This is a genomic window from Plantactinospora sp. CA-290183 (genome assembly GCF_050936375.1).
GTDB lineage: Bacteria > Actinomycetota > Actinomycetes > Mycobacteriales > Micromonosporaceae > Plantactinospora.
On the sequence record NZ_JBNJMX010000002.1, the window covers coordinates 484748 to 501007 of the forward strand.

The 16260-nt window shown below is 71.3% G+C and carries 12 protein-coding genes and 1 tRNA gene; 4 read left to right on the forward strand and 9 right to left on the reverse strand.

What is annotated here, in order from left to right; genetic code table 11:
- Window positions 1-37 precede the first annotated feature (37 nt).
- Window positions 38-517 (forward strand): redox-sensitive transcriptional activator SoxR, encoded by a 480-nt coding sequence (gene soxR, locus ACQEUR_RS07110; protein WP_433027170.1) that lies wholly within the window; start codon window positions 38-40, stop codon window positions 515-517.
- Here the strand turns inward: soxR and ACQEUR_RS07115 are convergent.
- Window positions 504-1481 (reverse strand): NAD(P)H-quinone oxidoreductase, encoded by a 978-nt coding sequence (locus tag ACQEUR_RS07115; protein ID WP_433027173.1) that lies wholly within the window; start codon window positions 1479-1481, stop codon window positions 504-506. The genes soxR and ACQEUR_RS07115 overlap by 14 nt on opposite strands.
- Before the next feature lie 139 nt (window positions 1482-1620).
- Here ACQEUR_RS07115 and ACQEUR_RS07120 point away from each other — a divergent pair.
- Both ACQEUR_RS07120 and ACQEUR_RS07125 read left to right on the forward strand, forming a co-directional pair.
- A tRNA-Ser gene (locus tag ACQEUR_RS07120) sits at window positions 1621-1709 on the forward strand.
- Between the two features lie 469 nt (window positions 1710-2178).
- The gene (locus ACQEUR_RS07125; RefSeq protein WP_433027176.1) at window positions 2179-3798 is read left to right on the forward strand and encodes a glycoside hydrolase family 43 protein; all 1620 of its coding nucleotides are present in this window, start codon (window positions 2179-2181) and stop codon (window positions 3796-3798) included.
- Window positions 3799-3988: 190 nt separating this feature from the next.
- Here ACQEUR_RS07125 and ACQEUR_RS07130 read toward each other — a convergent pair whose 3' ends face one another.
- The 8 genes from ACQEUR_RS07130 to ACQEUR_RS07165 form a co-directional block, all read right to left on the reverse strand.
- Window positions 3989-4411, reverse strand: a complete 423-nt coding sequence (locus tag ACQEUR_RS07130) for a peptidase inhibitor family I36 protein (RefSeq protein WP_433027179.1) — start codon at window positions 4409-4411, stop codon at window positions 3989-3991.
- A gap of 298 nt (window positions 4412-4709) precedes the next feature.
- Entirely contained in the window at window positions 4710-6056 is a 1347-nt protein-coding gene (locus ACQEUR_RS07135; RefSeq protein ID WP_433027182.1) for a UDP-glucose dehydrogenase family protein, read from the reverse strand.
- Window positions 6057-6133: 77 nt separating this feature from the next.
- Entirely contained in the window at window positions 6134-7117 is a 984-nt protein-coding gene (locus tag ACQEUR_RS07140) for a GDP-mannose 4,6-dehydratase (protein WP_433027185.1), read from the reverse strand.
- A 27-nt stretch (window positions 7118-7144) separates the two neighbouring features.
- Entirely contained in the window at window positions 7145-7927 is a 783-nt protein-coding gene (locus tag ACQEUR_RS07145) for a glycosyltransferase family A protein (protein ID WP_433027188.1), read from the reverse strand.
- A 35-nt stretch (window positions 7928-7962) separates the two neighbouring features.
- Window positions 7963-8865 carry a gluconeogenesis factor YvcK family protein gene (locus tag ACQEUR_RS07150; RefSeq protein ID WP_433027191.1) on the reverse strand — a complete coding sequence of 301 codons (903 nt, stop codon included), beginning with the start codon at window positions 8863-8865 and terminating at the stop codon, window positions 7963-7965.
- A gap of 119 nt (window positions 8866-8984) precedes the next feature.
- A complete protein-coding gene (locus ACQEUR_RS07155) occupies window positions 8985-10199 on the reverse strand; it encodes a glycosyltransferase (protein WP_433027194.1) in 1215 nt (404 codons plus the stop codon).
- Between the two features lie 48 nt (window positions 10200-10247).
- Window positions 10248-11474: an MFS transporter gene (locus ACQEUR_RS07160; protein ID WP_433027197.1), complete on the reverse strand. Its 1227-nt coding sequence runs from the start codon at window positions 11472-11474 to the stop codon at window positions 10248-10250.
- Window positions 11475-11482: 8 nt separating this feature from the next.
- On the reverse strand, window positions 11483-13477 hold the full coding sequence (locus ACQEUR_RS07165; RefSeq protein ID WP_433027200.1) for a thiamine pyrophosphate-binding protein: 1995 nt from the start codon (window positions 13475-13477) through the stop codon (window positions 11483-11485).
- Between the two features lie 911 nt (window positions 13478-14388).
- Here ACQEUR_RS07165 and ACQEUR_RS07170 point away from each other — a divergent pair.
- Entirely contained in the window at window positions 14389-16209 is a 1821-nt protein-coding gene (locus ACQEUR_RS07170) for an ATP-binding protein (RefSeq protein ID WP_433027203.1), read from the forward strand.
- Window positions 16210-16260 lie beyond the last annotated feature (51 nt).

Consider the following 16260-nt stretch of genomic DNA (forward strand, 5'->3'; position numbering starts at 1 on the left):
CACTTGAACTCAAGCGGCGACGACGAGGACCGGTGTGGTGCACGGGACATTGACGATCGGCGAACTGGCCGCCCGCTCCGGGGTGGCGCCCTCGGCGCTGCGCTACTACGAGCGGCTCGGGCTGATCCGGGCCGGCCGCACCGGAGGCAACCAGCGGCGCTTCGACCGGGCCGAGCTGCGCCGGGTCTCCTTCATCCGGATCGCCCAGCAGATCGGGGTGTCGCTGGAGGACATCCGGGGTGCGCTCGACGCGCTGCCGGAGGGGCGTACCCCGACGAAGGCCGACTGGGCGCGGCTCTCCGCGCGCTGGCGGTCCCGGCTGGACGACCGGATCGACCTGCTCACCCGGCTGCGCGACGAGCTGACCAACTGCATCGGCTGCGGCTGCCTTTCGCTGCGCGCCTGTGGCCTCTACAACCGGGACGACGCGCTGGCCGGGCAGGGCGCCGGGCCGCGCCGGATGCTGCCCCCGGAACCCCCGCCGGCCGGCCCGGTGACGTCCCCTACGGCACGGTGAGCAGGATCTTGCCGAGGTGGTCGTTGGTCTCCACCACCCGGTGCGCCTCGGCGGCCCGGTCCATCGGCACCCGGCGGTCCACGACCGGCCGGATCGCGCCGGACCCGATCAGCGGCCAGACCTCGTCGCGGACGCCCCGGACGATCTCGGCCTTCTCGGCCGCCGAGCGCGAGCGCAGCGCGGTGGCGGCCACCGACCCCTGCTTGGCCAGCAGGGCCGCCAGGTCCAGCTCGCCCCTGCGGCCACCCTGCAACCCGATCACCACGATCCGCCCGCCCCGGGCCAGCGCCGCGACGTTCCCACCGAGGTACGCCCCGCCCATGATGTCCAGGATCACGTCGGCGCCCCGGCCGCCGGTGGCCTTCTTCGTCGCCTCCGGGAAGTCCTCGGTCGAGTAGTCGATGGTGTGCGCCGCGCCCAGCTCGCGGAGCCGGTCGTGCTTGGCGGCCCGGGCCGTGGTGACGACCGTCGCGCCGAGGGCCGCGCCGAGCTGGATGGCGAAGGTCCCGATGCCGCTGCCCCCGCCGTGCACGAGCAGCGTCTCGGCACTGCCCAACCGGGCCAGCCGGACCACATTGGACCAGACGGTGCAGGCGACCTCGGGCAGCGCGGCGGCCTCGGCCAGGTCGACGCCCTCCGGCACCGGCAGGAGCTGCCCGGCGGGTACGGCGACCCGTTCGGCGTACCCGCCGCCGCCGAGCAGGGCGCAGACCGGCTGGCCCACCTCCCAGCCGGTCACCTCGGACCCGAGCGCGCTGACCACCCCGGCGCACTCCAGCCCCGGGTAGGGCGGCGCGCCCTTCGGCGGCGGGTAGAGGCCCTGCCGTTGCAGCAGATCCGCCCGGTTGACCGCGCTGGCCCGTACGTCGACCAGCACCTCGTCGGGTCCGGGGCTCGGGTCGGGCACGTCCGCCCAGACGAGCGCTTCCGGTCCGCCTGGCTCGGGGATGGTGATCGCCTTCATGCATACAGTATGGCGCAAGCCTCCCGCGGGCACCGGGAGTGTGGCGTGCCGCGGCCCGCCGACCGGCTGCCCCGCCCCGCGCGGCCCGCATGGCACACTAGGCAGCGGCAGGTGGTCGCCGTTGCGCGGCTCCGGCCCGGGAGGGCTCGCCTAGTGGCCGATGGCGCTGGTCTTGAAAACCGGTAAGGGGAGCGATCCTCTTCGTGGGTTCGAATCCCACGCCCTCCGCCGCTCCCTCCGCACTCATCAGCGCGCCGCCACCGGGGGTCCGGACGGCAAACCGCCGACGATCGCCGGTCCTGCCGAAGGAAAGCCCCGCTGGCTCCAACCGTTGACGGCGTAGCACCTCGCGGCCGAGGCGGCGGCGTCCGGTCCCGCCCACATCAAGGTCCACGAGTTCCGAAAGTTCCGGGGGACGGTGCGAAAACCAGCGGCCATGGCACCCCGGACGGGGGCCGGATTCCGGTACCGTACGCGAACTACCTTGGGGTCAAGATGGGCCTTATTATGGGACAACGAGACAACGCTCCGACCAACCCGGGCAGACCATCGTTCCGGAAGTTTTCGAAGGGTTCACCGGTAGGCAGGGGCGATGACACGGGTATGGGCCCCGCGGCCTCGGCGGTCGGCGGCGTACCACGATCGAAGGGAAGTCATGTCGACCACGACCACCACGCCGGCGCGACCCACAGACGACATGACGCGGCACCCGGTGATCCGGAATCCGGTGCTACCCGGCTTTCACCCTGATCCATCGATCCTGCGTGTCGGCGCCGACTACTATCTCGCGACGTCGACCTTCGAGTGGTACCCGGGAGTACGGGTGCACCACTCCACCGACCTCGTGCACTGGCGCACACTCGGCGGCATCCTGACCGAACGGCGTCTGCTCGACCTGACCGGCGCCGGCGACTCCTGTGGCGTGTGGGCCCCCGACCTGTCCTACGTGGACGGTCAGTTCCACCTGGTCTACACCGACGTGTCGAGCTTCGCCAGCGGCTACTGGGACCCGCAGAACTACCTGATCACCGCGCCCACCCCCACCGGCCCCTGGTCCGATCCCGTGGTGCTGCACGGCCGCGGATTCGACGCCTCGCTCTTCCACGACGAGGACGGCACCAGCTGGCTGCTGTCGATGACCGCGGACTGGCGGCCGGGACGGAACCGGTTCGCCGGGATCCAGATCCAGCAGTACGACCGGGCGGCGCGCAAACTCGTCGGCTCGGAACAGCACATCTTCACCGGCACCCCCGTCGGCGTCACCGAGGGCCCGCACATCTACCGCAAGGACGGCTGGTACTACCTGCTCGTGGCCGAAGGCGGCACCAGCTGGGAGCACCAGGCCATCATGGCCCGGTCCCGTACCCTGCTCGGCCCGTACGAGCCCGATCCGGCGGGTGCGCTGATCAGCTCCTACCACCGGCCGGACCTGACCATGCAGAAGGCCGGCCACGGCAGTCTCGTCGCCACCCCGGACGGCCACTGGTACCTGGCCCACCTGGTGGGCCGGCCGTACTCGCAGCGGGGCGCCTGCGTACTCGGCCGGGAGACGGCGATCCAACAGGTGAGCTGGGAGCCCGGCGAGTGGCCCCGGGTCGACGGCGGTATACCGGCGGACGTCGTACCCGCGCCGCCCGGCGCCGCCCCGGTCGCCCAGGACCCGGGGCCCGCGCCGGTCGACCACGACGACTTCGACGCACCCGTGCTCGGCCTGGACTGGTCCACGCTGCGCCGCCCCGCCACCCCGGACTGGGTGGACCTGTCGGCCCGCCCATCCCACCTGCGCATCCACGGCGGGCAGTCCCCGGTCGGCCTGCAACGCCCCAGCCTGGTCGCCCGGCGGGTCACCGCCCAGAACTGCAGCCTGGAAACCACCATGCAGTTCACCCCGGCCAACTACCGCCAGCTCGCCGGGATCACCGCCTACTACAACACCCGCAACTGGCACTACGCCTACGTCACCGCCGACGACGACGGCTGCCCCGTGCTGGAGGTGCTCAGCTGCGACACCGGTGAACGCACCGAGCACCCGGCCTGCCGTACCCGACTCGACGGCATCGACCGGATCGGTCTGCGGGTGGTGTTCGACCAGGCGACGATCCGGTTCGCCTACACCAGCCCCGCCACGACCGGCTGGTGCGAACTGCCCGTCGAACTGGACGCCACCATCCTGTCCGACGAACACGCCGCCCGGACCGCTCCCGGCGAGCCCGAGGTGTGGGGTTTCACCGGTGCCATGGCCGGCCTCTGGGTGCAGGATCTTGGCGCCGACGGCGGCTACGCCGACTTCGACTCGGCCACCTACCGCACGCTCTGAGCCTTCGTCGACCTCCCTCGCGTCCGTTGGAGACACGGGCGAGGTCGGGGCGCAGGCGGCGCGGTTCAGGGCGAGAAGGTTCACCGACCCGGGGCCGGAACGGCCTACCGAACCAGGACCTGCCCGACCGCACGGAACCGGGTGACCCGCGACGCGGGTCACCCGGTCCGCTATGCCGGCGGAAGTGCGACTAGTTGGAGACCCAGATGCTCTCCGGGGTGAAGGTGCCGAAGTTCGGCAGCGAGGTGCCGGCCGGGATCTGGTAGGGCCCGCCGACACAGTCGTCGTTCATGAACATGCTCGCGCTGGTGCTGCTGGTGTTGATCGCCGACCGCGCCCGGTCGCCCCAGCCGTGGTCCACCAGGCTCACGCAGACACCCGGGGCCACCGGGGATCTCGCGGTGAACCGCTCACCGGTGTAGTTGGTCCCGCTGAACAGGCACAGCGTGTTGGTGAACGGACAGTCGGCAGCGAGCGCCACGGCGTCGCGCTGGACCGCCGGGCCGGCCACGGCGGGCGCCGCGGCACTGCCCAGGACCCCGACGAGGAGGCCGACCGCCAGCAGCGGACGCGACAGCCAACGCGCAACGGTCCGACCAGAGTGATTCGTCATGACGTACCTTCCTTGACCCCGATTGGGTGTCGATGAGGCACTGGCGACCGACTCGCCAGCGCACCTTACGTCGATCAGTTGACAACCGGCCCTGCCGAGCCGACGTTCTCCGGGACTCCGATCTGGTTCGGCCGTGACGGCCCAGGTGACCACCCCCCTTCGGATCTGCGGAGGCACGGACGGCGCCGGAACCGGCGGGTCCGGTCAGCGGAGGTCAGCGGGATCAGCGCCGCGACGAGCGGGCCTCCCGGTGCTTCGGAGGCGGTGCCGGCGTTCCCCGTCCGGCGTCCACCGGTCCTCAGGACGGCGGTCCGCGGAATCCCGCTTCCAGGGCGGGACGTCCGGGTGCGGCATAGGTCCAGCCCGCCCGTTGCCACCCGGCGGCGTCGAGCAGGTGACGCGCGTCCACGATCTTCCGATGCCGGACCTCCTTCCCCAGCACGTACGGGTCGACGGCGGCGAACTCCGGCCAGTCCGTGAGCAGAGCCACCGCGTCGGCGTTCCGCACGGCATCGAGCAACGTGCGCTCGTACCCGAGATCCGGGAACGCCCGGCGGGCGTTCTCCATCGCCCGCGGGTCATAGACGGCGACCTCGCCGTCCCCGCGGTTGATCGTGTTCGCGACGTGCAGTGCGGGCGAATCGCGGATGTCGTCCGTGCCCGGCTTGAAGGCGGCCCCGAGGATCGCGATCCTCCGACCCGTGAACGCTCCGCCGCACTGCTCGCGGATCAACTCCACCACCCGGTCGCGGCACCGCATGTTCACCGCGTCCACCTCGGCGAGGAAGGCCAGGGCGTGGCCGACACCCAACTCGTGCGCGCGGGCCTGGAAGGCCCGGATGTCCTTCGGCATGCAGCCGCCACCGAAGCCGAGCCCCGAGGTGAGGAACTGGCCTCCGATCCGCGCGTCGTGGGCGAGCGCCTCGGTGACGACCTTCACGTCGGCACCGCTCGCCTCGCAGAACTCGGCCATCGCGTTGATGAACGACAGCTTGGTGGCCGTGAAGGAGTTGGCCGCGGATTTGATCACCTCCGCGGTGGGCAGGTCGGCCACCACCACCGGAACTCCCGCCTCGATCAGCGGTGCGTAGACATCCCGCAGCACCTTCTCGGCTCGGGCGTCCGGAACGCCCAGGACAATGCGGTCGGGCCGCAGCGTGTCGGCCACGGCCTTGCCCTCGCTCAGGAACTCGGGGTTCCAGGCGAGCGAGACGTCCGCCCCGGCCGGGGCGGCGGCGCGGAACATGGCCGCCAGCCGCGCCGCGGTGCCGACCGGGACCGTCGACTTGCCGACGGCGAGGCACTCTTTCACCAGGTACGGGGCGAGCCGCTCGACCACGGCCTCCAGGTGGCTGAGGTCGGCGGCGACGCCGTCGCTCCGCTGTGGCGTACCGACGCAGATGAAGTGCACGTCGGCGGTGGCAGCCTCCTCGTACGACGTGGTGAACCGCAGTCGTCCGGACCCGAGATGCCGGCGGACCAGGTCGTCGAGTCCGGGCTCGAAGAACGGCACCCGGCCGCCGGCCAGTGCGGAGATCTTCGCCGGGTCGATGTCGACAGCGATGACGTCGTGGCCCAGTTCCGCCATGCCGGCGGCATGGGTGACTCCGAGGTATCCGCAGCCGACTACGGAGATCGCGTACACCCGTTCACCTCGCCTTCGTTCGTTGATGTTCGGGCCGGACCGGTCCTGGAGACCACCGATCCCCAGGACCGCCCGACTCAGGACTGCTGGGCGGACCGCTCACGCAACGCCGCCGCCACGGTGCGCCGCAGTCCCTCGTCGAGCGGGACCCGCGGTTCCCAGCCGAGCTCCCGCTTCGCCAGGGTGATGTCCGGGCGGCGCTGCCGGGGATCGTCCTCGTCCGCCTCGACGTGCTTCAGCGGCGACCGGCTGCCCGCGACCTCGCGGATCATGAGGGCCAGGTCCCGGACGCTGATCTCCTCGGTGTTGCCGATGTTGACCGGTCGCTGGTAGTCACTCCCGGCCAGGGCGAGAACGCCCTGCGCCGTGTCCTCGACGTAGCAGGGCGACCGGGTCTGGGCCCCGTCGCCGTGGATCAGCAGCGGCAGGCCACCGAGGGCCTGGTCGACGAAGTTCGAGATCACCCGGCCGTCGGGCCGCATCCTGGGCCCGTAGCTGTTGAAGATGCGGACGATTCCCACGCTCATGCCGTGCTTCTGGCCGTACGCGACCGTCAGCGCCTCGGCATACCGCTTCGCCTCGTCGTAGACCGACCGCGCGCCGATCGGATTGACGTTGCCCCAGTACCCCTCGTCCTGCGGGTGCCGGAGCGGATCACCGTAGATCTCGGAGGTGGAGGCGAGCACGTACCTGGCCCGATTCCGGTGCGCGAGCCGCAGGGTGTGGTGTGTACCGGCACTGCCGGCCAGCATCGTCTCGATCGGCAGCCGGGCGAACTCGGGAAGCGACGCTGGCGACGCGAGGTGGAGGACGAGGTCCACCGCCTCCGGTACGTCGAACTCCTCGGTGACATCCGCCTCGATCAACGTGAAGCCGGGCTGGCCCAGCAGGTGCGCGACGTTGCTCCGGTACCCGGTGGAGAAGTTGTCGATGCAGACGACTTCCACCCCGGAGGCGAGGAGTATGTCGCAGACGTAGGAGCCGAGAAAGCCACCGCCCCCGGTGACCGCGGCCCGGGAGAACCGGCTCAGCCGCTCGTCCCGCAGGCTGTTGTCCGACATGTGGATGCTCCTCAACTGGTCCGGCGATCAGGAATGTTTGTCCAGGCCCGCACTGCGCAGGAGGTTGTCGAAGCACTTCAGCTTCACGTCCTCGTCCTGGGTGCCGTGCATGCTGCCGGGGTCGAGCCGCAGGTCGCAGTGCTGGACCCGGAGCGGCCACCGCTCCGGCCGGGCGATCCTGCGACCGCAGGACCGTCCGACGTGCGTGGCGAGGCTCTCCCACTGGTACTCGAAGCCCATGTCCCCGTTGAAGGTGTTCCGCTCCCACGCGCCGAACTGCCGGGCAGCCGGCTCGAACTGCCGGGTGTTGTAGGCGATGAGCTGGTCGATCGCCCGGTTCACCGAACGTACGTCGGGCTCGATCTCGGGGCCCACGTCGATGAGCGGCGTGTCCCACTCCTCGTGGTCGTCGACCTTGTTGATGAGCGTCACCTCGGGATGCCGCTCGAAGATCCCCGCCATCGCGTCCAGCACGTCGAAGGTCTCGTCGCTCTTCCAGATGAACGAGTCGTCCGTGAAGGAGACCAGATACGGATTGACGGTGGTGAAGTTGTTGGCGTGGAAGTTGTTCGATCCGAGACCCGCGAACGAATGCCGGTCGGTCCGACGGAAACGCAACTCGTCCACACCGAACTCGGACAGTCTCGGCAGCAGTCGGGCGACCGCCTCGTCGGTGGCCCGATCGGCGACCAGAATCACCTCGAAGTCGTGGCGGGTCGGCTGGGTGAGCGACCGGACCGCGAGCGGGAGCGTCCGCTCCAGCAGTCGCTCGGTGTTGTGGAATGCGCAGGCCAGGGTGAAGAACGCCACGCGTCCTCACCTCCGTTCTTCGTCGCTGTCGGTTGTCATGGCAGAAGGTCGGTCAGGGCCACGGCCAGCTTGTCGCTGTCGTGAGCGGTGCCGTCCGGGGCGGCCAGCGACGCCTGGACGACATCGATCTTGACGTCCCCCAGCGGGAGGGCGCAGTCGCGGCTCACCAGCACGACATCGGGTTCGACGCCGTGCGCGACCAGCGCCGCGACGTGGGCGGCCACGTCGTAGCCCAGGGTCTCGGCGTCCTCGGGCTCCAGATTGCACACGTACACCTCCCGGGCCTGGGCCTCGGCCAACGCGAGGTGGATGTCGGGTACGAGGGCGGCGGCCAGGATGGACGTGTAGAGAGACCCGGGACCCAGCACGATCTGATCGGCGTCCAGAATCGCCGCCACGACCCTCTCCGGCGCGTGCACGTCCGGCGGATGCAGCCACACCCGCGCGATGCCCGGCGTCTTCGACACGGCGTACTGCCCGAAGACCTCGGTTCCGCCGACGGTCGTCGCGGACAGGTCGACCGGGTTGACCGTGGCCGGGAGTGTCGCGGCGACCTCCGGATCGAGGCCGAGGAGTCGGCTCACCTCGTCAATCGCCCCGAGGAAGTGACTGGTCACCGCGGTCATCCCGGCCAGCAGCAGGTTACCGAGGGCGTGTCCCTCGACATCGGTACCGGCGAACCGGTGCTCGAACGCCCGGCCCAGCGGCAGGTCCTCCAGCCCGGCCATCGCGATCATGCACCGCCGTACGTCGCCCGGTGCCGGGATGGCCATGGAACTCCGCAACCGCCCGGTCGACCCGCTGTCGTCGGCCGTGGCCACCACCGCGGTGGTACGCCCCGCGTACGCCCGGACCGCCCGCACCGTCGCGGTCAGTCCCCGCCCGCCACCGAGGACAACAACCCTTGGCCGCCCACCCGCGACTCCGGAGCCAGGCATTCTCCATGTCCCCCTTCTGGTCCGGCGTGGGTGGCAGGGTTGTCGGAAGCGCGTGGCGGCGGCCCGGACCGCCCGGGGTTCACCGGGCGGCTGTCCCGGGCGGTCCGGCCGGCGACCGGTCAGGCCGGCGTGCCGGAGGCCTCGGCCACGGCGAACCGGTCGATGCGTCCGATGGGTCCGTCCGGGCGCCAGCTCAGCCCCGGGATGTGGGCGTTGACCAGCTCGCCGTCCTCCATCAGCAGGGACGACGGCGGGTGGGCCATGTGCAGCAACCAGTCGTCGTAGCTGTCGAAGGCGGCGTTGAAATCCATCCGGTAGACGAAGTCGTTGTCCTCGCCGCCCCACCCCTCGTAGCGTTCGTCCATGCCGCCGATGAGGTGGAAGGCCCCGGTCCGTACCCAGAGGCAGCAGCCCGGCGGCCGGCGCAGCAGGAAGCCGCGCAGGGTGTCGGGGTCTGCCTGCCCGGCACCGCCCAGCACCCGCTGCCGGATGGCATTCGAGGTGGCCGTCTCGCTGAGGCTGAACATGTTCCGGTAGGTCAGGTGCCCCGCGGTGCCCGGGCGTTGGAACCGGGCGGCGTTGCGCGCGATGAAGTCGCGGTCGGTCAGGACGTCCGCGTCGAGGATGCAGATCACCTCGGCCGCGCGGGCGGCGTTCACCACACCGACGTTGACCGCCCAGGACTTGTTGAAGGTGTCCGCCTTCGGCGCGAAGATGTAGTCGTCGACGTGCGGCCTGATGACCTCGGAGAACCGGGGCCGGTCGTCCGTCTCCACCACCACGACCCGGTAACGCTCCCGGGCGTACGACTGGTCGTGCAGCGTGTGCAGGCAGGCCAGCAGGTTCCGCAGCCGCGCCTCCCTGGTGTCGCGGTCCCGGAACGGGATGACAACCAGAATCTCCGCGTCCGCGCCGGCGGCCGGCCGGGTTGACGGCGCCAGGGCTTTCAGCTCGTCGGGGGTCACCGGGTCGGCACCGTCGTCCGCGTAGCGCGGACCGAGGTGGTACCCGAGCCGGTTGTTGCACTCCGCCTGCCAGGCCGCCTCGAAGAGTTCGGCTGTCGCGGGATCATCGTTTCCCCTGGCGACGAGCGCCTGCCGCAGGGACCGGTGGTGCGCCGGGTCGGCCGGGTTCTCCAGCAGCCGCTCACCGATCGACCGGATCTCGTCGTCCCTGCTCTTCCGGACGCCGTCGACCACGGCGGTGAGCCAGGGGCGGGCATTTTCCCAGTAGAACAGGCAGGACCGAGGGGCGTCCGGGTCCACCGCGACGACCAGGCTGTCGGCGACGGCGGTCGCCAGGACCTCGGGATCCGAGGGCCGCAGACCAGTCATGTCATCTCCTTCTTCGACGAGGCTCGGCACGTTGGGAGCGTGTCCGTGCTACGGCGCGGCCATTGGTGGCGGGGCGCTCGGCACCGCGCGCGGCTGCCACACCTTGACCGCGTACATCAGGATGGCGCTGGCGACGGCGAGCAGGCTCACCGCGCTGAGCGCCCTGGGCAGGCCGACGACCTGGGCCAGGAAGCCGATGATGGGTGGCCCCATCAGGAACCCGGTGCCGCTGATGCTGGACACCAGGGTGATCGCCGGCCCGGTGCGCTCGCCGCCCAGCCGACCCGCCGTAGAGAAGATCACCGGCATGACGACGGACAGCCCGATACCGAGGCAGCCGAACCCGCAGAGCGCGACCACCGGATTCCCGGAGGCCAGAGCCACCGCGAAGACGGCTCCGGCCGACACCACCGAGCACATCGCGACCCGCAGGCCGCCCCATCTGGCGACCACTCTGTCGCCGACCAGTCGCCCGGCCGCCATCGTGATGGAGTAGACGGCATAGCCGTACGACGCGAACTGGGCGCTCTGGCCCAGGTCGTCGCGCAGGTACAGGGCGCTCCAGTCGCCGATGGCTCCTTCTCCGGCCATGGCGCACAGGCCCGCGAAGGCCAGGAGGAACAGCGGGAGGCGTTTGTCCCGGGGCACCCTGACCCAGCGGACGCCGGAGCCGCCCCGTGCGGTGGCGTCCAGGGCGGACGGCAGCAGCCAGGGCGACACCGCGAGCGCAGCCGTCGCGGTGACCACCGCGACCAGCGTGAAGTGGGTGGCGCTACTGACCCGCTCGGCCGCCAGCCAGCCGCCGGCCACCGCCCCGACGAGCCCGCCGACGCTGTAGGCCGCGTGCAGGAACGAGAGGACGGGGCGCCCGGACTTCTCCTCCATGGTCACCCCGTGCGCGTTCATGGCCACGTCCAGGATGCCCATGGCGGCGCCGAATCCGACGAGCGCCAGCCCCAGGGTGACGCCGTTGTCGGCAAGCCCGGGGAGGATCAGCGCGAAGCAGCTGAGCAGTACCCCCACCCGGGTGACCGGTGCGCTGCCCAGCCGGGCCACCAGTTGCCCCGAGATCTGCTTCGACACCAGCGCGCCGACCGCTATCCCCAGCAGGGCAAGCCCCAGCCCGCCGGTCCCCACGTCGACGTGCTCCTTGACGGACGGGATGCGGGAGGCCCAGTTGCCGAAGAGTGATCCGTTGACAAAGAAGACCGCGAGCAGTGCGACGCGGGCTCTGCGGAGACGTCGGGGGTCCGTGCCGGAGCTCTGTCCGGCCACGACAGAGCTCACCGGACGGGCGCGGCGACGGACGCCGTACCCTGCTCGAAGCCCTGGGTGAGCCAGATCCCCGCCCAGACCTCGGGCGCCGACGGCAGCACCAACTCGACCATGCTCGGGCCGTCGACCGCGGCCGCCTCGGCCAGTACGGCGGACAACCGCGCTATCCCGGCGTCGACCTCCTCGGGGGAACCGCCGAGGGGCACGGAGACCACCTCGGCGGGAATACCGAGCGCCTCGGCGATCGCGTGATACCGCAGGCCCGGCACATTCGACAGGTACGGCCGATCCACCGCACCGTACGACGCGGTGCCCTGCTTCTTCAGCGACACGGACTCACCGTTGTTGCAGACGACGTACAGAACCCGGGCCCGCTCCTGTACGGCCGCCACGAGCCCCTGGAAGGAGTTCACGAACGCCTGGTCCCCGAGAGTGCACATCACCCGCACCCCGTCGTCGGCAATGGCGAGCCCGGTCGCGTAGGACAGTCCGCTCCCGACAAACGCGCCGTGCCCGCCGAGAACGCGCAGCCCCTTCGGCAGCTCGTCGTAGTCCTCGGCGAGCAGACCGCCGAACATCTGACTGTCATCGACCAGAACGGGCTGTCGCCAGCCGCCGAGAACCTCCGCGATCGTCCTGACCACGGCCCGTCGAGCGCGTCGCACCTGCGCGTCGACCCGCTCGACCACCACGGCGTCCGGCTCACGGGCCTCCGGGCCGAACCACGGAGCCCGGGTTGGCACACCACGCCGACCCAGCATGTCCGCCAGGTCCCGCAACACCCCGGTCGGCTCACCGACGACCAGAAGATCCTTGTCCTTCAGGTATTCGTTCTTGAACACCTTTTCCGGGTCGGTGTTCACCGCGATCTTCCGGCAGTCCGGCAGCGCACCCACGACCCGCTCGTATATGTTGCGGTCCTCCACCGTCACCACCAGGTCGGATGAGGCGAGCAGATCGCGGTGTACCGGGCTGAACGAGTCCAGCCAGCCGAGGAAGTTCTCCACCTCGTCCCGCCGCAGCCGCTCGAACAGCATCGGGCCGCGCCGGTACCGCACCTGTAGCACGGGAGCGCCCAGAGCCGCACTCACCGCATCGATTGCCTCTCTGAACCCTTCGAAGCGCAAGGCGTAGTCGTCGACGAGGAACAGCGGGCGCTCGGCCCTGGCCAGCAGCTCGACCGCGGACTCCACGGCCGCCCGGTCCACCGCCGGCACCGGGCCGGCGGGCGCGGGGGTCGGCGGCACCAACGCGGCCAGCGGCAACCACCGTTGCTCGGCCACATCCTGCGGCACCCCGAACATCGCCGGCCGGAACGGGGCCCGGGACGAGAATGTCAGCGCCTGCCGGAACTGCTCGACGAACCGGCGCGCCTCCCGGTCCCGATCCTCGGGTTCGGCCGGAACCGGTCCGGCCTGCCAGTGCCAGTCGACAAGGCCACTCAGTCCGTCCAGCAGGCCCGGTTCGCCGTGCGGCGGAAGGAAACGCGCCGAGCTGGTGGACGGCAGCCCGACCACGAACAGCGTCCCCGCCTCGCTCCGCCGGGCGTCGGCCACCGCGCCCATCGCGTTGGTCAGGCCGCGCGCCCCGTGCAGAATGGCCGCGCCCCGGTTCGGGTGCAACAGCGACGCGCCCGCCGCCATGAACGCCGACTCCTTGTCACCCCGCCCGTTGACGAGCTGTATCCCGTCGACCCGCTCGACGGCGTCACCCAGAGCCAGCTCCGACGTGCCGGCGTAGATGAACACCTTCACCACGCCACCCGCGGCGAGCAGACCCGCCACCACCTCAGCCCCGGTCAACCAGACCCGCCAACCGAGTATCTCCGCCACCGCCTCCGCGGCGATCCGTCCGGCGTCCTCCCGGTCGACCGCACCCGCCAGCGCCCCCCGCAGCAGACGCTCCCCCTCGAGCCGCCCACCCGCGAGCAGGAGCGCACACCGCAACGCGTCCGGAGCACCGGACGGGCTCCGGAAGCAGCCGAGGACCGACGCCAGGTCCACCGAGTCACCCGAACCGAGGACGCCCGCAAGGGAAACGGAAAGGGACACACCGGCCGTGGCCGCCCCGGCAGCGCCGGACCGTGGTGCGGGATCGGCCGCCAGTGGCGGCGTCTCTCCGGATATCGCGGTGCTCCCCGGGGCGGTTGGTCCACCCCGGCCAGCGGCGGGGTCGACCGCCGAGGAAACTTTTCCAGCCGAATCCTTCACCTGTACGCCCCCCGTTGATCGCCTCCTCGGCCAGATCCGAGGAAAGACGTGGCGTCGCTCCTACCGTCTACTCCGATGCAGACCGGGGCCGCGTCTCACTCCCAACGGTGAAATAGCGTCCGGACTCATCGGGTCAAATTCCACTCGATTTCCTAATCGCGCCAGACGCGGAATCGGACTTCGAGTTTCTGGCCGCTCGACGGCTCCAATTGATCCGTCGGTCATGATCAGGTGCTCACTCATCCGACCGTATCCGGGGGCCGGCCAGCGGCAACCGGCAACGGACACCTTCGGACAACACGCGTCGACGGTCCTGCTCGGCGCGGGGCAGCGGGTCCGGATCACCGGACAACGCCGGACAACACCCGGTCTGGGCGGCCGAGCGCGTCCGGGGTCGCCACCGGGCGTCCCGGCACGCCAGTTCCGGACAGGACACCAGGATCGCCACGCCGCGCGCCGCGTTCCGCCACGGCCACGGCAAATTACCGATTCCCACCGTTCTCGCTGAGGTCGTTACGGTGCCGCCGGCCCAGGCCGGACAGCACCGGACAGTTCATCGCCGCAGCCGGCGGCATACGCGGCAGCCGCCCAGGTTTTCCCGGGCACGGACGGGCTGGGACGAGGTAGCGTATTGATGTTGTTCGTGCTCGGACCGCAGGCCCGGGTGACCGGACAACGCCGGACGGCACGGGGGGAGCAAGGCCATGACCATCGACGGTGCCCAGGAACTGCTCGCCCGGCTCTGCGCGGACCTCCGGATGTTACGACTCCAGGCCGGCGGGCCCAGTCTGCGCGCGCTCAGCGAGCAGCTCGGGGTGAGCAAGAGCCAGCTCGGCGCGATCCTCAACGGTCAGCTGCGGGATCTGCCGGACTGGCGGGTCGTGCGGGGACTGGTGGAGGGCTCGCTCCAGCACGCCCGGGACCACGAACGCCTCGGGCTGGTGTCGCTGCCGGTCGGCGTGGAGGAGTTCTGGCGACACCAGTACGGCATGATCGACCATGCCTTCAGCCAGGCCCGCCGGTCGCGCGACGGCCCGAAATCCCGGTTCGCCGTCCGGCACCCGCCGGCGACGCCGGTGATTCCGCGCCAGCTTCCCGCGGCGGTGCGGCACTTCGTCGGCCGGGCCGCCCAGCTCGCCGAGTTGACGAGCCTGCTGGACGATGTCTCCGACCCGGCGTCCACAGTGGTGGCGTCGGCGATCAGCGGCACGGCGGGCGTGGGCAAGACCGCCCTGGCGGTGCACTGGGCGCACCGGGTCGCCGACCGGTTCCCCGACGGCCACCTGTACACGAACCTGCGCGGCTTCGACCCGGGCGCCTCGCCGGTGACCCCGGCCACGGCACTGTGTGGCTTCCTCGAAGCGTTCGCCGTGCCACCCGAGAGCGTCCCGGCCAACCTCGAGGCGCGGATCGGCCTGTACCGCAGTCTGCTGGCCGGCCGGCGGGTGCTGGTGCTGCTGGACAACGCCCGGGACGCGGAACAGGTCCGCCCGCTACTGCCCGCGACACCCGGCTGCCTGGCACTGATCACCAGTCGTAACCGGCTCGCCGGCCTGGTCGCCACCGACGACGTCCAGCCCATCCCGTTGGACCTGATGACCCCGGAGGAGGCCCACGACATGCTTCGTCGGCGCCTCGGCGGTCGGCGGGTCGCGGCCGAGCCGGAGGCGGTCACCGAGATCGTCACCGGATGCGCGCGGCTGCCGCTGGCTCTCGCGATCGCCGCCACCCGCTCCGCCGTGGAGCCCGACCATCCGCTGCGCAGCACCGCCAACGAGCTGCGACGGTCGCGGGGCAGCCTGGAGGCCTTCGCCTCCGACGACCCGCCGGCCAATCTCCGGGCAGTCTTCTCCAGCTCGTACGACACGCTCAGTCCCGAGGCGGCCCGGCTGTTCCGGCTGCTGGCCCTCGCGCCCGGAACCGACATCACCCTGCCGGCCGCGGCCGGGCTCGTCGGGCTCCCGGTGGCTCCCACCCGGCTCCTGCTCGCCGAACTGACCCGGGCGCACCTGTCGACCGAACACCTGCCCGGTCGGTACACGTTCCACGGCCTGCTGCGGGCGTACGCGGCCGAGCAGGCGCGGGCGTGCGAGTCCGCCGACGAGCGACGCACCGCGGTACACCGGATACTCGACCACTACCTGCACACGGCGTACGCCGCCGACCGGGCCCTGGATCCGCACCGGGAGCCGATCGCCCTCGCTCCGGCACTGCCCGGCGCCGCCCCCGAGGCCATCGTCGGCCACCGGGCGGCGCTCGCCTGGTTCGCCGCCGAGCGAGCCACCCTGCTGGCCGCCGTGGAGCAGGCCCGCGGCAGCGGTCGGCACGCCCACGCGTGGCAGCTCGCCTCGACCCTCATGACGTTCCTTCAGCGGCGTGGGCACTGGCGGGAGTGGGCGAAGATCCGGGAGATCGGGTTGGACGCCGCCCACGGGATCGGCGACCGTCGCGCCCGGGCCCTCGCCCAGCACACCCTCAACCGCGCGATGCCCCTGCCCCAGCGGACCGTCGCCGCGGGACAGTGACGGCGGGGTCGCCGTCCCGACTCCCGATCGGCGCCGGCGGTCGGCGCACCG

Coding starts and splice junctions, on each gene's coding strand:
- ACQEUR_RS07115 (WP_433027173.1), bottom strand. CDS start 1,481: ATGAAGGCGATCACCATCCCCGAGCCAGGCGGACCGGAAGCGCTCGTC.
- ACQEUR_RS07125 (WP_433027176.1), top strand. CDS start 2,179: ATGACGCGGCACCCGGTGATCCGGAATCCGGTGCTACCCGGCTTTCAC.
- ACQEUR_RS07130 (WP_433027179.1), bottom strand. CDS start 4,411: ATGACGAATCACTCTGGTCGGACCGTTGCGCGTTGGCTGTCGCGTCCG.
- ACQEUR_RS07150 (WP_433027191.1), bottom strand. CDS start 8,865: ATGCCTGGCTCCGGAGTCGCGGGTGGGCGGCCAAGGGTTGTTGTCCTC.
- ACQEUR_RS07140 (WP_433027185.1), bottom strand. CDS start 7,117: ATGTCGGACAACAGCCTGCGGGACGAGCGGCTGAGCCGGTTCTCCCGG.
- ACQEUR_RS07155 (WP_433027194.1), bottom strand. CDS start 10,199: ATGACTGGTCTGCGGCCCTCGGATCCCGAGGTCCTGGCGACCGCCGTC.
- ACQEUR_RS07170 (WP_433027203.1), top strand. CDS start 14,389: ATGACCATCGACGGTGCCCAGGAACTGCTCGCCCGGCTCTGCGCGGAC.